General features: G+C 63.0%; 14 protein-coding genes. 8 read left to right on the forward strand and 6 right to left on the reverse strand.

The features are described from left to right. Positions 1-16 precede the first annotated feature (16 nt). The 3 genes from IE123_RS08495 to IE123_RS08505 all read left to right on the forward strand — a co-directional run bounded on the left by IE123_RS08495 (position 17) and on the right by IE123_RS08505 (position 5336). Positions 17-1255: a uroporphyrinogen-III C-methyltransferase gene (locus IE123_RS08495; protein ID WP_229819667.1), complete on the forward strand. Its 1239-nt coding sequence runs from the start codon at positions 17-19 to the stop codon at positions 1253-1255. Further along, positions 1252-2472 carry a heme biosynthesis protein HemY gene (locus IE123_RS08500; protein ID WP_189517071.1) on the forward strand — a complete coding sequence of 407 codons (1221 nt, stop codon included), beginning with the start codon at positions 1252-1254 and terminating at the stop codon, positions 2470-2472. Before IE123_RS08495 ends, IE123_RS08500 begins: the two co-directional genes overlap by 4 nt. A gap of 152 nt (positions 2473-2624) precedes the next feature. Next, entirely contained in the window at positions 2625-5336 is a 2712-nt protein-coding gene (locus tag IE123_RS08505) for a M16 family metallopeptidase (protein ID WP_229819668.1), read from the forward strand. A gap of 71 nt (positions 5337-5407) precedes the next feature. On the opposite strand, the gene IE123_RS08510 is transcribed toward IE123_RS08505, so the two are convergent. Both IE123_RS08510 and IE123_RS08515 read right to left on the reverse strand, forming a co-directional pair. Then, on the reverse strand, positions 5408-6340 hold the full coding sequence (locus tag IE123_RS08510) for a histone deacetylase family protein (protein ID WP_189517073.1): 933 nt from the start codon (positions 6338-6340) through the stop codon (positions 5408-5410). Next, positions 6327-8324 (reverse strand): RecQ family ATP-dependent DNA helicase, encoded by a 1998-nt coding sequence (locus IE123_RS08515; RefSeq protein WP_189517076.1) that lies wholly within the window; start codon positions 8322-8324, stop codon positions 6327-6329. The genes IE123_RS08510 and IE123_RS08515 overlap by 14 nt, the downstream gene beginning before the upstream one ends. A gap of 261 nt (positions 8325-8585) precedes the next feature. Between IE123_RS08515 and IE123_RS08520 the strand changes: the two genes are divergently transcribed. Both IE123_RS08520 and IE123_RS08525 read left to right on the forward strand, forming a co-directional pair. Continuing rightward, on the forward strand, positions 8586-9605 hold the full coding sequence (locus IE123_RS08520) for a 2-hydroxyacid dehydrogenase (protein ID WP_189517078.1): 1020 nt from the start codon (positions 8586-8588) through the stop codon (positions 9603-9605). A 27-nt stretch (positions 9606-9632) separates the two neighbouring features. After that, positions 9633-11252, forward strand: coding sequence for an L-lactate permease (locus IE123_RS08525; protein ID WP_189517080.1), 1620 nt, complete (start codon positions 9633-9635; stop codon positions 11250-11252). Positions 11253-11262: 10 nt separating this feature from the next. Here IE123_RS08525 and IE123_RS08530 read toward each other — a convergent pair whose 3' ends face one another. Together IE123_RS08530 and IE123_RS08535 are read right to left on the reverse strand one after the other, a co-directional pair. Next, positions 11263-12465, reverse strand: a complete 1203-nt coding sequence (locus IE123_RS08530; protein WP_189517082.1) for an MFS transporter — start codon at positions 12463-12465, stop codon at positions 11263-11265. Between the two features lie 94 nt (positions 12466-12559). Continuing rightward, positions 12560-12745 carry a hypothetical protein gene (locus IE123_RS08535; protein ID WP_189517963.1) on the reverse strand — a complete coding sequence of 62 codons (186 nt, stop codon included), beginning with the start codon at positions 12743-12745 and terminating at the stop codon, positions 12560-12562. A gap of 196 nt (positions 12746-12941) precedes the next feature. Between IE123_RS08535 and IE123_RS08540 the strand changes: the two genes are divergently transcribed. Continuing rightward, a complete protein-coding gene (locus tag IE123_RS08540) occupies positions 12942-13607 on the forward strand; it encodes a DUF2780 domain-containing protein (RefSeq protein WP_189517084.1) in 666 nt (221 codons plus the stop codon). Between the two features lie 49 nt (positions 13608-13656). Here the strand turns inward: IE123_RS08540 and IE123_RS08545 are convergent, their stop codons facing one another. After that, positions 13657-14391, reverse strand: a complete 735-nt coding sequence (locus IE123_RS08545) for a ParA family protein (RefSeq protein ID WP_189517086.1) — start codon at positions 14389-14391, stop codon at positions 13657-13659. A 167-nt stretch (positions 14392-14558) separates the two neighbouring features. On the opposite strand from IE123_RS08545, the gene IE123_RS08550 reads away from it, so the two are divergent. Further along, positions 14559-15452 (forward strand): alpha/beta fold hydrolase, encoded by an 894-nt coding sequence (locus tag IE123_RS08550; protein WP_189517088.1) that lies wholly within the window; start codon positions 14559-14561, stop codon positions 15450-15452. A 190-nt stretch (positions 15453-15642) separates the two neighbouring features. Continuing rightward, complete coding sequence (locus IE123_RS08555) at positions 15643-16044, forward strand: DUF488 domain-containing protein (protein WP_229819669.1); 402 nt, start codon at positions 15643-15645, stop codon at positions 16042-16044. Positions 16045-16110: 66 nt separating this feature from the next. Here the strand turns inward: IE123_RS08555 and fnr are convergent, their stop codons facing one another. Next, positions 16111-16854 (reverse strand): fumarate/nitrate reduction transcriptional regulator Fnr, encoded by a 744-nt coding sequence (fnr, locus tag IE123_RS08560; RefSeq protein ID WP_189517091.1) that lies wholly within the window; start codon positions 16852-16854, stop codon positions 16111-16113. Positions 16855-16895: the final 41 nt, after the last annotated feature.

Below are 16895 nucleotides of genomic sequence, written 5' to 3' on the forward strand. Positions count from 1 at the left end.
AAAAGGGCAGCGATAAATGAGCAAGCAGGAAAACGATAACGACAATCGCAGCATCTCTTCTGACAGCACGCCTTCTGACGGTGCGCCGACGAATGTCGGCACCGACACGGGCGGTGCGGCAGAGAATGCCGCTGTTACCGGCGAGAGCACCCGCACCGGCAACATGACCGGCACCGCCTCATCGGGCGCCGGTGTCAGCAGCAGTGGCCGGCCGTTTGAGCCCGGTGACATGCGCCCGGAACACCGGCCGCGTCAGAAAAACGGACGTCGCTCTATCCTGCTGCCCATTCTGCTTGTCCTGCTGCTGCTGTCGCTTGCTGCCATCGGCTTTGGCGCCTGGCTGTTTGAACAGCAGCGCAATGAGATGGATCAGCTGCGCCAGGACGTCAATCAGGTCCAGCAAGGCAGCAGCCAGTCCTCCCGCGAAATCTCCGGCGCGCTGGATTCGCGCGATCAGCGCATCAGCTCGCTTCAATCCAGGCTTGAAGAAAACGATCAGGCACTGTCACGTGTGATGGAAGAGCTCACACGCAGTCAGCAGACCGACGAGCGTCAGTGGCAAAACGCCGAGATCGAATATCTGCTGCGCATGGCCAACCAGCGCCTGCAGCTTGAGCGCGACATCAACGGCGCGCGTTCGCTTCTGCAGACCGCCGATCAGCGCCTGAAACAGATCGATAACCCGGCCCAGCTGCCGGTGCGTCGCGCGATTGCCTCGGAGCTTTCTCAGCTTGAAAGCCTGCCGGACGTGGATCAAAACGGTCTGTTCCTGACCCTGTCGGCCATGGCCAATCGCATCGAAGAGCTGCCGCTTTCGCAGGAGAGTGAAGCGCTTGCTGCGCAGCAGGATGATGGCTCGCTCTTTACCGGCGGCTGGCGCGAGCAACTCTCCCGCATGGGCACCCAGCTCAAGGATCTGGTCACGGTACGTCGTCATGACGAGCCGCTGGAAGCCCTGATCACGCCGGCGCAGGAGGGCTATCTGCGCCAGAATGTGCGTCTGCTGCTCGAACAGGCCCAGCTGGGGCTGATGCGCAGCAACGAAGAGATCTACCGTGAAAGTCTTGAGCGTGCCGGCTCGCTGCTCACGACCTATTTCCGCACCGAAGACAGCAATGTCCAGCGTGTGCGCGATCAGCTCAACCAGCTGGGCCAGCGCAACATCAGCCCGGAGCTGCCTGATATCAGCGGCTCGGTTGAAGCCCTCAACAAGCTGCAGGATGCCCGTCGCAACGGTCAGGGAGCGTCCTCATGAGAAAGCTGATCCTGTTCATTGTCGTCGGGCTGGCCGCCGGTGCGCTGATCGGCCAGCTGATGATGTCCACGCCGGGCTATATCCTGATTCGGGTTGGCGACATCTCGCTGCAGACCTCCTTCTGGTTCGGGATGCTGCTGCTGTTTGCACTCTTTCTGGTGCTGCACTTTATCCTGCGTCTGCTCTGGCGCCTGCGTAGCCCGGTCAGCCGCATGAAGCTCTGGAATGCCCGTACGCGCAATCGCCAGGCCATGCACCGTACCGTCAAGGGACTGGTGGCCCTGGCGGAAGGGCGCTGGAAGCGGGCCGAACAGTCACTGACCCGTTCGGCGCAGGACTCGTCCACGCCGCTGGTCAACTATCTCTCGGCAGCGCTGGCCGCCCATTATCAGGGCCGTCACGAGCAGGCCGACGAGCTTCTGAAAAAGGCGCATCACAGCACCGAAGGCGCCGACAGTGCCGTCGGGCTGGTACAGGCGCAGATGATGCTGGATCGTCAGCAGTCCGAACAGGCGCTCGCCACCCTGACCCGGCTGCACACCCAGATGCCGGAGCACCCGCAGGTGCTCAAGCTGCTCAAGCAGGCCTATCTCAACGTGGAAGACTGGGAAGGGCTGCGCCGGCTGCTGCCAAAGCTTGAGCGCCATGATCTGATCAGCGAGGAAGAACGCCGGGTGCTTGAGCGACGCACCTATCTGGCACTGCTGACCCAGGCCGGCCAGCAGCAGGATACCGAGCGGGCCCGCACGCTCTGGGCCGAGATGCCTGAAACGCTCAAGGGCGAGGTAGACCTGGTACTGCTGCAGGCCAGCATTCTCGAGCGCGGCAATGACGCTGCCGAGGCCGAAAGCATGATTCGCCAGTCGCTGCGCAATCGCTGGGACAGCCGTCTGGTGGCCCACTACGGGCTGCTGTCGGTCGAGCCCGAGCGTCAGCTGGTCACCGCCGAGAAGTGGCTGCAGGAGCGTCCCAACGATCCGGAACTTCTGATGACGCTGGGCCGGCTGTCGCTGCGCAACGCCTACTGGGGCAAGGCGCAGGAGTACTTCGAGGCCAGCCATCGCCAGCGCCCGAGCGGCGTGGCCTGTGCCGAGCTGGCAAGGCTCTACGCAAGCCTTGGCCAGCACAGCAAGAGCCAGCACTACTATCGCAAAAGCGTGGAGCTGCTGGACCGCTCACTGCCGGCGCTGCCGCAGCCGAGCGAACATACCAGCTAGCCTTGTGGCTGAATTCATGGAGCGCCTGCGGGCGCTCTTTTTCATGGCGTCATCACCTCCTGCGTCGCCCCTGTGGCCAATGAGACGGCCCCCGGGGCCGCCGCGCAGCAACGTCGACGTGTCGGGAGGCAATGTTTTGGAGAGCAATGGGCATGCAGTTAACAGCCATCATGGGTAACGTCGGCCTTTTATGGCGTGCGCGCCTGTCTCGCTCGGGGCGCGGCCTGGCCGGGTTATGTCTGGTCATGGCCGGTATGGGGGCGGCCCAGGCGCAGGATCAACAGGATGACGTGCTGCGCACCACCCTCGACAACGGCCTTGAGGTCGTGATCGTGCACAGCGACCTGGCGCCGGTGGTCACCACCCAGGTCAACTATCACGTGGGCGCCAGTGAAGCCTCCAGCGAATTTCCCGGCACGGCGCACGCCGTCGAGCACATGATGTTTCGCGGCGGCCCGGGGCTTTCAAAGGATCAGCTCTCGGTCATTTCGGCCAACCTGGGCGGCAACATGAACGCCTTCACCGAAAATGATCGCACCCAGTATCACTTCACCGTGCCGGCCGATGATCTGGACGTGGCGCTGCATATCGAGGCCTCACGCATGAAGGCCATCGACATGAGCGAGGAAGACTGGGCGCAGGAACGCGGCGCCATCAGCCAGGAGGTCTCGGGGTCGCTGTCCAATCCGGCCTTTCGCTTTTACACCCAGCTGGTGCAAGAGCTTTATCGCGGCACACCCTATGCCTGGACGCCGCTGGGCACGCGTGAGTCCTTTGACAACACGACCGCGGCTGATCTGAAGGCTTTCCACGATCAGTGGTATGTGCCCAATAACGCCACGCTGGTGATCGCCGGTGACGTCGATCTGCAAAAGACGCTGTCCCGCGTGCAGGCGCTGTTTGGTGATATCCCCGAAAGGGCGCTGCCCGAGCGCCCCGGCTTTGATTTTAAACCGGTCGCGGCGCGCACCATCGAGCTGCCTACCAACAGTCCCTATGGGTCGATCTACATGGGCTGGCGCACGCCCGGGCTGCAGGACGAGGACTTTGCCACCACCCAGGTGCTGCTGGAAGCGATGGGCTCCGAGCGCGGCGAGCTGTCCGCCATGGGCTACGACGGCACGGCGCTGGCCGGTGGCATGGGCGGTCAGCTGCAGCCCCATGCGGGTCTGGCCATGGCCGTTGGCGTCTTTCCCCAGGGTGGTGATCCGGCCCCCATTCAGGCACGTATGCGCGCCATCATCGATGACGTGATCAAAAACGGGGTCGACCCCTCGCTGGTCGAGGCGGCAAGGCGCAGGATCATTTCAGGCGTGGATGCCAGCCGTGAATCGGTCTCGGGGCTGGCCAGCACCTGGTCCGATGCCCTGATCAAGCGCGGTCTTGACTCTCCGCAGGACATGAAGGCGCAGTATGAAGCGGTCACCGTCGATGACGTCAACGCGCTCGCCAAAAGGCTGCTGGTGCCCGAGCATGCCATTACCGCCGTGCTGACGCCGGAGGCCTCCGGCGCGCCTACCAGCAGTGAGGGCTACGGTGAGCCCGAAGAGCTGACCACAACGCCTGACGGCCCGGTTGAACTGCCGCCCTGGGCGGCGCACGCCTTTGACAATCTCGATATTCCAGTCTCGACGCTTGACCCGAAGGACTACCGGCTGGATAACGGCCTGCATCTGATCGTCCAGCCCGAGACGGCCAGCGATCGCGTCATGGTCAGCGGCGCCATCAAGACCAACGCCGACATGCAGACGCCTGAAGGGCTCGAAGGGGTCAGCGATATCCTGGAAGGCCTTTACGGCTACGGCAGCCAGTCGCGCGATCGCCTGACGCTGCGCGCCGAGGTGGACGCGCTTGGCGCCGAAGAGGGCGCCGGCACCCGCTTCGGGCTGGTCGTGCCAGGGGCACGTTTTGATGAAGGCCTGGCACTGCTGGCCGAGCATCAGCGCAACCCGAACTTCTCCGAGGACGCCTTTAATACCATCAAGCAGCAGAACGCTCAGGCGCTTCCCGGCAGTCTGAAAAGCCCGGGCTTTTTGAACGCCAACGCCATGCTCGAGGCACTGCTGCCCGAGGACGACCCGCAGCGGCGTCAGGTGTCGCCCGAGTCGCTTGAGCGCATCACGCTTGAGGACGTAAAGCAGTATTTTGCGCGTATTTCACGCCCGGACATGACCACGATGGTGGTGGTCGGCGATGTCGATCCCGAGCAGGTACGCGAGCAGGTCGAGCGCTACTTCGGTGACTGGCAGGCGCAGGGGGTGACGCCCGAAGTGGATTACCCGGCAGTGCCGCTCAACGGCCCGGGGGCCTATAACACCCCCGACAATGCTGCCAGCCAGTCACAGGTCACGCTGTCACAGCTGATCGATGTGACCCGTGACAGCCCCGAGCGATTTGCCCTGTTTCTGGGCAATCAGATTCTCAGCGGTGATTTTGCCTCGCGCCTGCATCAGGCCCTGCGCGAGCAGCGTGGACTGGTCTACGGCGTCAGCTCGAATCTGGACCTCAAGGCCAACCGCGGGCGCTTTAACGTCCGCTATGGCAGCGATCCGGAGAAAGCCGTTCTGGCACGCGAGCTGATTGTGCAAAACCTCAGGCGCCTGCAAAACGAGCCGGTCAGTGACAATGAGCTGCATCGGGCCAAGAGTATCCTGCTGCGCGCCATGCCGATGCAGGAGGCCAGCTATGGCGCGATCAGTGCCTCGCTGCTGGGCCTTGCCATGAGCGACAAGCCGCTGGACGCCACCACCCGCGCCGCCGAGCAGTTCGTGAAGCTCACGCCCGAAGAAGTGCAGGAAGCCTTCCGCGCGCATATTCGCCCGGATGGCTTTGTCACCGGCGTGCGCGGGCCGGCGGCGCAGTGATGAGGCGCCTTGTATGACAGTCGCAATGCACGTGTGATGAAACGCGCCGGGGCCATGCCCCGGCGCTTTTTTTACGTCTGACGCAACATCTCGCGCGCCGCCAGAAACAGCTGGCCATGACGCTCGGCCAGTGCGGCCAGGTTGCGGTCATAGCCCCCGCCGATCACGGCCGCGACCGGGATATGGCGCGTTCGACACTCGCGCAACACGAAAAGATCGCGCCGGTAGATGCCCTCAAGGCTCAGCTCGAAATGCCCCAGCCGGTCACCGGCGTGCACGTCGGCGCCGGCATCATAAAAGACCAGTTCGGGGCGCAGGCGATCCAGCAGGTCGGGGATTTCTTGCTCGAGCACGTCTTGATAGGCCGCATCATCCGTACCACGGGGCAGGGCAATGTCCCGATCGCTCGAACGCTTGGTAAACGGAAAATTGTCTGCGCCGTGAATCGAGCAGGTGAACACACGCGGATCATGACGAAAGGCAAACGCGGTGCCGTCGCCCTGATGCACGTCGCAGTCGATGATCAGGATGCTTTTTATGCCGTGGACGGCCATCGCCTCATGGGCGGCCACGCTCAGATCGTTAAGCAGGCAGTAGCCGCTGGCGGCATCGGGGTAGGCGTGATGGGTACCGCCGGCCGTATTGCAGGCAAGGCCTGTTTCGAGCGCGGCGCGCAGCGTTGAAAGCGTGCCGCCCACCTCCAGCAGGGTGCGCTCGACCAGCTGCGGCGACCAGGGAAAGCCGCTGCGCTTTCTGGCCATCGGGTCGCTGTCACCCAGATAGAAGGCCTGCAACCAGGCTTCCGTGTGGGCGCGCAGCAGCGCGGTACTGGTCGCCTGCGTCGGCGTGACCCAGTCGATCAGCGGGTCATCATCAAATCCCTGCGCCGAGAGCCACTGGCGCAGGGCGCGGAACTTGGCCATCGGGAAAGGGTGGCGCTCGGGCCACTCGAACGTATAGCCCGGGTGATGGATCAGCGGCAGGCGCCTGTCAGCCTCTCGCATTCAAATGCCCCTCGACCCATGCCCGCACCTGCGGGTATGAATGGCCCTCCAGCGCGGCGAATGTTCTGAGCCCTCTTGCCTTGAGAGGCGTGAACACCGGCATGGCCAGCCCACAGAGAAAATGTGTGACCCGCTCGGGCGTGGGTGCTCGCTGGAAATGCGCCTGATGGCGTTCGATAAAGGGCTCTGCCAGCTCATCGAAGTCGAGTTCATCAAGCGCTGCAGGGGCGGGCGGCGCCGGCAGTCGCGCCACATGGCCGTCACACACCGAGCAGTGGCCGCACTGCGCCGGCACGCGTGTATCGCCAAAGTGCAGCGCCAGACGCCGGGAGAGGCAGGTGTCGGTCTCAAACAGCGAGAGCATCTGCGAGAGTCGCTCGATATCGGCCTGCTCACGGGTGCAAAAGCCCTCGTGCAGCTCCCCCGCCATGGCCACCGGATCAATATCGGGCTGGCAGACCTCGAAGACATCCGTCATGCGCTTGCCTTCCAGCACTACCCAGCCCTTGTCCTGAAAGTACTCCAGCGCCGTGATCACGCGCGAGCGCGTCGCATCAATACCGGCGGCCTGGCCGGCCTGATGCACTCGCTCGAAGTCCACCGTGCCCCAGGTGCGCGCAATGGGGATGTTGTCGATCACCAGTCGGATGAAATCGGCGCGCTCGCCTTCAAATTTTGCGGCAAGCTCTGAGGGTGGCATCTCGTAGCGCAGGCGGTATTCAGCCAGATAGGTAAAACGCGGCGCGATCACTCCCATCATTTCAAGGCGCACCAGCAGGGTTTTCAGCGGCAGTGCCCGGATGTTGCTGTCCCGCGAAAGCGTATTCATCACGACCGGCCACTGGCGCTGCGGCGTCTGCCCGGCCGCCTGAATCTCCTCGAGCACCCGCTGGATGCCTTCGCGCTCGGGGGTATCACCATGGGTGAAGTTTTCCAGCACGCCCAGCCCGTCGCGACCGGCCAGCATCAGACAGGTCGAGGGAGCACCGTCGCGGCCGGCCCGGCCGATCTCCTGGCTGTAGTTCTCGATCGACTTGGGCAGGTCAAAGTGCACCACGTTGCGAATGTTGCGCTTGTCGATGCCCATGCCAAAGGCAATGGTCGCGACAATCACTGGCACCTCACCGTGCATGAACTGCTGCTGGATCTCATCGCGTATCTCGGCAGCAAGACCTGCGTGGTAGGCGCGGGCGCGAATGCCGCGCGCGGCCAGCGCCCTGGCCAGCGTCTCCGCCCCCTGCTGGAGAGTGACATAGATAATGGTCGGCGCTTCCTGCCCCACCACCTGCTGCGGCGCCAGCCACTGGATCAGTGCATCAACACGCTGGTGTTGCGCAATCGGGCGCACCTGCAGATTCAGGTTGGGACGATAAAAGCCGGTGGTGATCACATCGTCAGAAGCAATGGCAAAGCCTTGCTGCATGTCCTGGATGACGCCGGGTGTGGCCGTGGCGGTCAGCAGCAGTACCTGGGGGATATTGAACTCGCGCTGATACTCGGGCAGGCGCAGGTAGTCCGGGCGAAAGTTATGGCCCCACTCGGAGATACAGTGGGCCTCGTCGATCACCATCAGGGAAATCGGCACCTGATGAAGGAAGTGGCGAAAGCGTTCGTTGCGAAGGCGTTCGACCGACACCATCAAAATCTTCAGCTCGTTCTGGCGCGCGCGCGTCATGACCTCGCGCACGGCGTCGCGGTCCATGGTGGAGTCGATGCTTTCAGCGGCAATGCCGCGGGATTTCAAAAAGGCGAGCTGATCCTGCATCAGCGCCAGCAACGGCGAAATGACCAGCGTCAGATGCGGCAGGTGCAGCGCCGGCAGCTGATAGCACAGCGACTTGCCGGCGCCGGTGGCAAAGATGGCCGCCGTGGAGCGCCCGGCCAGGACGCGTTCGATGACCGGGGCCTGGCCGGTGCGAAAGTCTTCAAGGCCGAAGACCGTGTTCAGGGTATGGCGCGCGGTCTCGATCGCATCAGTGCGCATGCACAGGCTCCGGTCATGACTGAAAGGGAGCGATAGCCTAACGCCCGGGAGGCCGGACTGTCAGGGGCACAGTCATCATCGCCTGGCCATGGTTTGTGTCGCGTCGGCTGATATCGGTCGGATGATGCGTCAGGATGGTGCCCGGACGGGTACGTACGCCGCTTTTGCCCGGCAATTTGCCCTGTATCAAAACCGTCATCGCACCCCCTGCTAAAGTCGTAGGCAGTGGCTCACCAGAGCAGCCGTCATGTGGAGCGCATCATGAAAGTAACGCTTTATAGTGCCCAGCCCTACGATGAACGTTTTTTTGAAGAAGCCCGACTCGAGGGCTTCGCCGAGGAGGCGTTTGATCTGATCTATCAAAAGGTCGCCCTGTCGCGTCAGACCACCGCGCTGGCCGAGGGCAGCGACGCCGTGTGCGTGTTCGTCAACGACGTGCTGGATGAGGTCGTGCTGGAAGCACTGGCCGCCATGGGCGTGAAGGCGGTCGTGTTGCGCTGCGCTGGATTCAACAACATTGATCTGGCCGCCGCCGAGCGGCTCGGGTTTTTTGTCGCCCGGGTGCCGGCCTATTCCCCCGAAGCCGTCGCCGAGCATGCCCTGGCGCTGGCCATGACGCTCAATCGCCATACCCATCGCGCCTTCAACCGGGTGCGCGAGGGCAATTTCGCCCTTGATGGCTTGCTGGGCATGACCCTGCATGGCAAAACCGTCGGCATTGTCGGCACCGGACGCATTGGCCTTGCCACGGCGAGTATCTTCAAGGGGCTGGGGTGCCGGGTGCTGGGCAGTGACCCGTTCCCGGCCGAAGGCTTTGAGGCCATCGGCGAGATCGTGGATGTCGATACGCTGCTGGCGCAGTCCGACATCGTGTCACTGCACTGCCCGCTGCTTGATGCCACCCATCACCTGATCAATGAGGCGTCGCTTGAGCGCATGAAACCCGGCGCGATGCTGATCAATACCTCCCGCGGGGCGCTGATCGATACCTGTGCGGTGATCGAGGCGCTCAAGTCACGCCAGCTCGGGGCGCTGGCCATCGATGTCTACGAGCAGGAAAGCGGCCTGTTCTTTCAGGACCGCTCCTCGGAGATCATTGATGACGACGTGTTTTCACGTCTCATGACCTTTCCCAACGTGCTGGTCACCGGCCACCAGGGCTTTTTTACGGTCGAGGCCCTGCGCGAGATCGCCCAGGTCACCTTCAACAACCTGGTCTGCCTGACACGTGGCGCCCCCTGCAGCAATGCCCTGATGCAGGGCGACGGCGCCTCGCGCTGAAAGGATTGATCCCCGGAGGATCTGCTCATGTGGCAACAGCTCTATGATCCGCTGAATCAGCCGCTGCTGTCGGCGCTGGCAGCGGCTGTACCCATGGTGTTCTTTTTGCTGGCGTTGACCGTGTTCCGGCTCAAGGCGCTGACGGCAGCCGCCATTACGCTGGGCTTGTCCCTTATGATGGCGCTGTGGCTTTTTGGCATGCCGCTGCAAAAGGCAGTGATGGCAGCCCTTCTGGGCGTGGCCAACGGGCTCTGGCCAATCGGCTATATCGTGCTGATGGCGGTGTGGCTTTATCGTGTAGCGGTCAAAAGCGGCAAGTTCGAGATCATTCGCGGCAGTATCGCGACCATATCGGAAGACCAGCGCATCCAGGTGCTGCTGATTGCCTTCTGTTTCGGCGCCTTTCTCGAAGGGGCAGCAGGCTTTGGCGTGCCGATCGCCATCTGTGCCGCGCTGCTGGTGGAGCTGGGCTTCAAGCCGATCCGCGCGGCCATGCTGTGCCTGGTGGCCAATGCTGCGGCCGGTGCGTATGGGGCGATCGGTATTCCCGTCATTGTCGGAGCGCAGCAGGGCGGTGTGACCACAAGCGCGCTGGCGCCGATGCTGATCGCCATTTTGCAGCTCTCCACGCTGTTCATTCCGGCCATGCTGGTGATGATTCTGGACGGCTGGCGCGGGCTGAAGCAGACCTGGCCGGTGGTCCTGCTGGTGGGCGTGCTCTTTTCGGGCAGTCAGGCGCTGGTGCTGTTTCTGCTCGGCCCGGAGCTGGTGGATGTGGTGCCACCGTTACTTTCCATGGGCGCGCTGGCCCTGTTCATGCGGGTATGGCGGCCGAAACACATCTATCGCGAGCCCGGTGCGCCGCCGGTCAGTGCCACCCGCTGGCCGCTCAAGGCCGTGCTGCTGGCCTGGTCACCGTTTTATATCCTGACTGCCATCATCATGGTGTGGAGCCTGCCGGCCTTTCGGGCCCTGTTTGCAGCGGGCGGAGCACTGGCTGCCACTGTCCTGCAGCTGCCGATTCCGGGGCTTCATCTGCAGGTGCAGGAGCTGCCGCCCATCGTCACGGCGCCCCATGCGCTGGCGGCGCTGTGGAAGATCGAGCTGTTGGGAGCGGCCGGCACGGCCATTCTGCTCTCGGTGATCGTGACCACGCTGACCTCGAAAACCCTGTCGCTGCGCCAGAGCCTGGATCAGCTTTTAAGCGTCATGCGCGATCTCTGGCGCCCGCTGGCGACCATTTGTCTGGTGATGGCGGTGGCCTATGTTGCCAACTTCTCGGGCACATCCTCGACGCTTGGGCTGGCGCTGGCCGAGACCGGACGGGTCTTTCCGCTGATCTCCCCGGTGATCGGCTGGCTGGGCGTGTTCATTACCGGCTCGGTGGTCAACAACAACGTGCTGTTTGCTCATCTACAGGCCGTGACGGCGGGTCAGATCGGCACCAGCCAGACACTGCTGGTGGCGGCCAATACTGCCGGCGGGGTCATGGCCAAGGTCGTCTCGCCCCAGTCGATTGCCATTGCGGCAGGCGCTGTCGGGCTGGTCGGTCATGAGTCCGACATCATGCGCGCCACGCTGCGCTTTAGTCTGGCGCTTTTGGTGTATGCCTGCCTGTGGACCTTCGCGCTGTCCCTGCTGGTGTAGGGCGTCGGTATCAACCTTCGCGGTGCTGGCGCCGGATCAAAAGGCCCATGGCAGTCAGCGCCAGTGCCGCGACAATAAGGGAGAAGGCAATGCCGGCCGTGACCAGACTGGTCGCGGCCGCCGTCACGCCCAGCCCCACCACGGGCAGCGAGATCGCCACATAGATGACCACGAAGTAGGTCGAGGTGACCTCGCTCTTTTGATCCTTCGGGGATGCGCCCACTACCTCGCCCAGGCCAGCGCGCAGGGTCAGTCCCTGACCGGCGCCCGACATGGCGGCCCCGGCGAGCATCAGACCCAGCGAGGCCGTGCCGATGGCGCTGCCCACCACCAGCACGCCGGCAGCCAGAATCAGGCAACCGCTGGTCAGGCGCTGGCGTTCGGGAATAAGGCGCATGCCTGCCTGGCCCAGCGCCGAGGCGATAAAGAGCGTGATGACTACCACGCCGATCATGGCGAGATTGTCGATCGACAGGGTCTTTTGTACGAAGGAGGGGGCAGCGGCGGTGAAAAGCCCCAGCACGGCGGTGCCGGCAAAGCCTGCAATGCCGGCCGGCACGAAAACGCTGCGCACCTCATCGGGCACGCTCAGCCGCTGAATATGCAGGCGCACGCGCGCGGGACGTTCGATCGTCTCCGGCGCCCACCACACCCCGGCCAGCGCCACCACGCACAGCACGATGTGCAGGGCGTAGGGCAGATGCAGCGGCCAGATCGCGTACTGGGCCAGCACGCCGGCGACCAGCGGCCCCAGTCCGAGACCCATCACATTGGTGGCCGTGGCGGTGAGCGTCGCGCCCTTTTGCCACTCGGATGGGGCCTGCTCAATGACGGCTACCGTGGCCGTGCCGGTAAAGATGCCGGCCGAGAGTCCTGACAATACCCGGCCGGTCAGCAGTGCTGCCAGCTCGGGGCTGGAAAGAAAAACCAGGTCACTGATCACGGCCAGAACCAGCCCGGCCATCAATAAACGGCGCCGTCCCAGCTGATCCGACCAGCTGCCGAAACTAATCAGCGCGACAATCACTCCCACGGCGTAGGCAGCAAAGATCACGGTGGTCGTGATCTGTGAAAAGCCCATCCGGTCCTGATAGATCGGATAGAGTGAGGTGGGCAGGGTGGTGCCCAGCATGGCGATCAGAAAGGCGAAGGTGACCAGCAAAAACGACACGCGCCCGGGTGAACGCTGTGTTGTTGAGGTGTGGTTGGACATGGCATGACTCCCGAGTGTGGTGAGAGTCTGGTACAGAACGCGCGGTGCGTATTGCCCTGAGGACATAAAAACGGCGCCCGAAGGCGCCGCTGTCTCAGCAGTTGCCCTTTTTGGCCTGCCCGGGTGGACAGAAATTACCGTTACCCTTGCCATGGCCATGGTGACCATCATCAATGATCACCGGCGGCTTTGGGCTGATGCGGGCGGGCTGATAGCTGCAGCCTGCCAGCGTCACGGCCAGCAAAAGGGTCATCACAAGTGTGCGAGTCATGACGGTCATGTTGACGGGTTCCTGGCTGATAACGCCGGTCATGATACCGATGTTTGTCCGGGGCAATGGTGCAAACAATCAGACAATCCACGGTTATTTCAGATGGTGGCGGCCGAACCTCGCGGCTGCCTGCCTGTCCAACCGCGCAGGGATGAACATTTTCGGGCGCGTCAGCCCCTGGCGCGTCCCTTGCAGGAGAGCAGCGTTGAAAAAGACAATCGCAGTACTGGCAAGCGTGGGCATGGTGGGTATGTCGACCTCGGCGCTGGCGTTTAATCTAAATGATGTCAATCGGGCCATGGAGGCGATGAACAGCCAGAACACGCAGGCGCCACAGGCGCAGCCGTCAACGCAGCCGAACCCGCAGCAGCAGGGGCTCTCTTCACAGCTGGGCCAGTTTCTGAATCTGGAAAAGGCGCCGCGTCAGCAGCAGGCCGCGGTGGTGGGCACAACCGATAACAACCTGGGCCAGGCCTCGCAGCTCATTGAGCAGCTGACCGGGCAGCTGGGTGTCAGCAAGACCCAGGCCATTGGCGGGTCGGCGGCGCTGCTGGCGGCGGCCAAAAGCCAGCTGGGCGGTGATCAGTTCAACCAGCTCTCCAACCAGGCGCCGGGCGTGGACGGGCTGCTCTCCAGCGCTCAGGCGCTGTCCGGCAGTCAGTCGATGCTGTCAAGGCTCTCCGGCATGGGCGGCAACGGCCAGGGCGGCAACACATCGTCGCTGACCTCAAGCGCCTTCAGCATGCTGGGCATGGATGCCGGGATGGTCAGCCAGTTTGCGCCGGTCATGCTCAACTATCTGGGCCAGGAAGGCGTTTCCAATAATCTTCTGGGCTCGCTGAGCGGCATCTGGGGTATGGCCGGTCAATAAGGGCGCACCCGCAGGGCCGGCGTCTCGCGCCGGCCCTGCATGTTTTTGTCTACAGGCGCCTTGATATTTCTTCCCACAGATTGCGATAGGCCACGGCGGCGGCCGTTCGCGGCGCAAACTGCGCCAGTGGAGCCTGATGGCTGCCCATCTGCTCGACCGTGCTGGCATAGGGAATGTTGGCGGAAAGATGGGTTGGCCACGCCTGCCGAAAGCTTTCCATGCTCTCCTGATGCAGCTTGCGACGGCGGTCCACCAGGGTCAGAAAGGGCCACAGCGGGGTAGCAATATTTTCCTTGTCCAGATATTGCTGCAGCTGGGTCAGGGTTCTCATCGACAGCGTTGTCGGTACCACCGGCACCAGCAGGGCATCCACGCTGGAAAAGACCTGCTGCGAGAGCGTGGTCAGGCCGGGCGGGCAGTCCAGAATGATCAGATCATAGTCATCGCTGACCGGCTTGAGCACCTTGCGAAGGCGACTTGCCTTGCGGCCTTCCAGCAGGATATCCATCTCGCGCGATTCAAGACTGGCCGGCAGCAGATCCAGGTGAAGCAGGTCGGTGTCGCGAATGGTCTTGTCGAGTGTGGCCTTGCCCTTGACCAGTTTCTCCACGCCGCCGCCGCGAATCCTGGGCTTGTTGCGTAGATAAAAGGTGGTTGCCGCCTGCGGGTCCAGATCCCAGATCAATACCCGCTGCCCTTCAAGACTGGCCTGCGCGGCCAGGTTGATGGCCGATGCCGTTTTGCCCACTCCTCCCTTGATACTGTAAAGCGCCAGCATCTGCATATCAGCGTTCCTGTTAGTGGGTGACAGATCATGTCAGACAAGTTTGTGTCGGTGTGATGACAATTTGATGACGATGGTCGGGCATGCGCGTCGGCGTGGGTAATGATGATCTGTGTCATGATAGGCCCTCGGCGGCGCAAGACGCTCAGGTAATGAGAGGCAACGACATGAGCAACAACGTGACAGAAGAGACGCTTCACTGGGAGTGGGGCGGGCTGCCCATCGAGGTCGGCGTGACCCGCCGCGGGCAGGGCCCGGAAGTGCTGCTGCTGCCGGCGCTGTCGAGCATTTCGACGCGTCATGAAATGGAGGCGCTGCAGGCCGTGCTCGCCGAGCGCTTTACCACGCTCTCGGTGGACTGGCCGGGGTTCGGTGACCGCCCGCGGCCCTTCATGGAGACCGAGCCGCGCATGCTCACGGCCTTTATCGATTACCTGCTTGATGAGGTCGTCTTTCTGCCCGAGATGATCATCGCTGCCGGTCATGGCGCGGGTATGGTCATCCGGCATCTGGAGGAGCATCCCGACGCTGCCGATCGGCTGGTGCTGGTCGCGCCCACCTGGCGTGGGCCGCTGCCGACCATGGCCGGTGAGCACAAGCCCTGGTTTGGTCACCTTCGCGCCTGGTTTGACCGCCCCCTGGTCGGGGCAGGCATCTATCGGCTCAACGTCAGCGACTGGTTTTTGCGCCGTATGGCCGGGGAGCACGTTTATGAAGCGCCGAACTGGCTGTCAGGAGAGCGCCTGGCCGCCAAGCGTCGCGTGGCCCGCACGCCGGGTGCCCGCCACGGTTCGATTCGTTTCGTGACCGGCGGGGTGGATCCCTTCAGCAGTCGCGAGGCATGCGTGGCGGCACTCAAGGGCGCCAGTGCCCGCACGCTTTTGATCATGACCGAGAATATGCCGCCGCGCTCACGCGCCGAGATGCGCGCGCTGGGGGCGCTGTCGCAGGTCATTACGGTATCGCTGCCCCACGGGCGGCTGTCGGTGCATGAGGAGTATCCTGATGACGTGGCCGGCGCCATTCTGGCGTGGTATGACGATCAGACGTCGTCTGCCTGAGACCTGGCCGCTGCAGGGGGAAAGCGCTATCCCGCCGTGACACGGGGTATGGGAGATCCTGGTATGGGCCGACTGTGCCGAGCCGTCCTTCCTGCGTGAAACGACCTGGCACCCGGTGTATTCTTGGCTGGCTGAAACCTCAAAAAGAAGAAGGGCTTCCAGCTCTGGGAACATGATGTCAGGGGGTAATATGCTTATTGGCGATGTCCGCCTCAAGCGGGTATATCAGCATTCAACGCATCATGATGGTGCGCGCTGGCTGGTGGATCAGGTATGGCCACGCGGCAAGCGGGAAGAAGAGCTCTCTGTCGAGCAATGGTACCGCGCGGTGGCGCCATCACGTCGCCTGCGACATGCATGGGAAAGTGGTCGAATCGATCGCACGACCTTTGAACGCCGCTATCGTCTGGAGCTCAACCCGGGTGATCTCGAACCGCTGTTGGCGCAGGCACGTCAGCGTCGGCTGACACTGGTCAGTGCCGTGCGTGATCTGGAAGGCTCGCACCTGCCTATCCTGCGTGACGTGATTCTCGAGGCGCTGCGCGAAGAAAACGTGGTCAGCGAGCCCGCAGTGGTCGCCGAAGCGCACTGACAGACGCATCACACGACGACAGAATACAAACGCCCCGACCCTGTCGGGGCGTTTTTTGTGGTCGGGTCAGGCGAGATGGCGCTCGCCACAGCAGGGCGCAATGATGCCGGCGCGCTCGCTCAGGGCGGCCATGTCCACGATCTCCACGTGACGGCCCTGGATGTTGAGCAGCCCCTGCTGCTGAAAGCGCCCCAGCACGCGGCTGATGGTTTCAATCGCCAGCCCCAGATAGGTGCCGATATCGCTGCGTGACATCGGCAGGCGAAAGCGCTCGGCGCTGTGGCCGCAGCGGTCAAAGCGTACCGAGAGATTGCGAAAGAAACTTGCCAGGCGTTCATCGGCCGTCTTGCTGGATAAAAGACGCATCAGGCGGCGGTCATCAACGATTTCACGGCTCATGCAGCGATAGAGCTGATGGCGAAGCTCGGGCAGATGCTCGGAAAGGCTTTCAAGGCGCTTGAAGGGAATTTCACAGACCGTGGTGCGCTCAAGAGCGGTCAGAAACCCCGGATGGGTGGCGCTGTCGATGCTGTCGAGCCCTACCAGTTCACCGGGCAGATAGAAGCTGGTGATCTGCTCCTCACCGTCGGCCTCGATGATGGTCTGCTTGAGGCTGCCGCTGCGTACGGCGTAGACGTTTTCAAAGGTCTCGCCCTGCATGTAAAGGGTTTCGCCGCGGGTCAGCGGCGCCCGCCGCCGCACGATCGTGTCGAACTGTTCAACATCATCAAGAGACAGGGAAAGCGGCAGGCACAGCGAACTCAGCGAGCAGGTCTGGCAGCGCGTCTGGTGAAGATGAGAAGTGTTCATTGACCTGGCATGTTCCTTTGCATGTGTGTGAGACACCGGAC

It is taken from the genome of Kushneria pakistanensis, from assembly GCF_014652795.1.
GTDB classification, from domain to species: Bacteria; Pseudomonadota; Gammaproteobacteria; order Pseudomonadales; family Halomonadaceae; genus Kushneria; species Kushneria pakistanensis.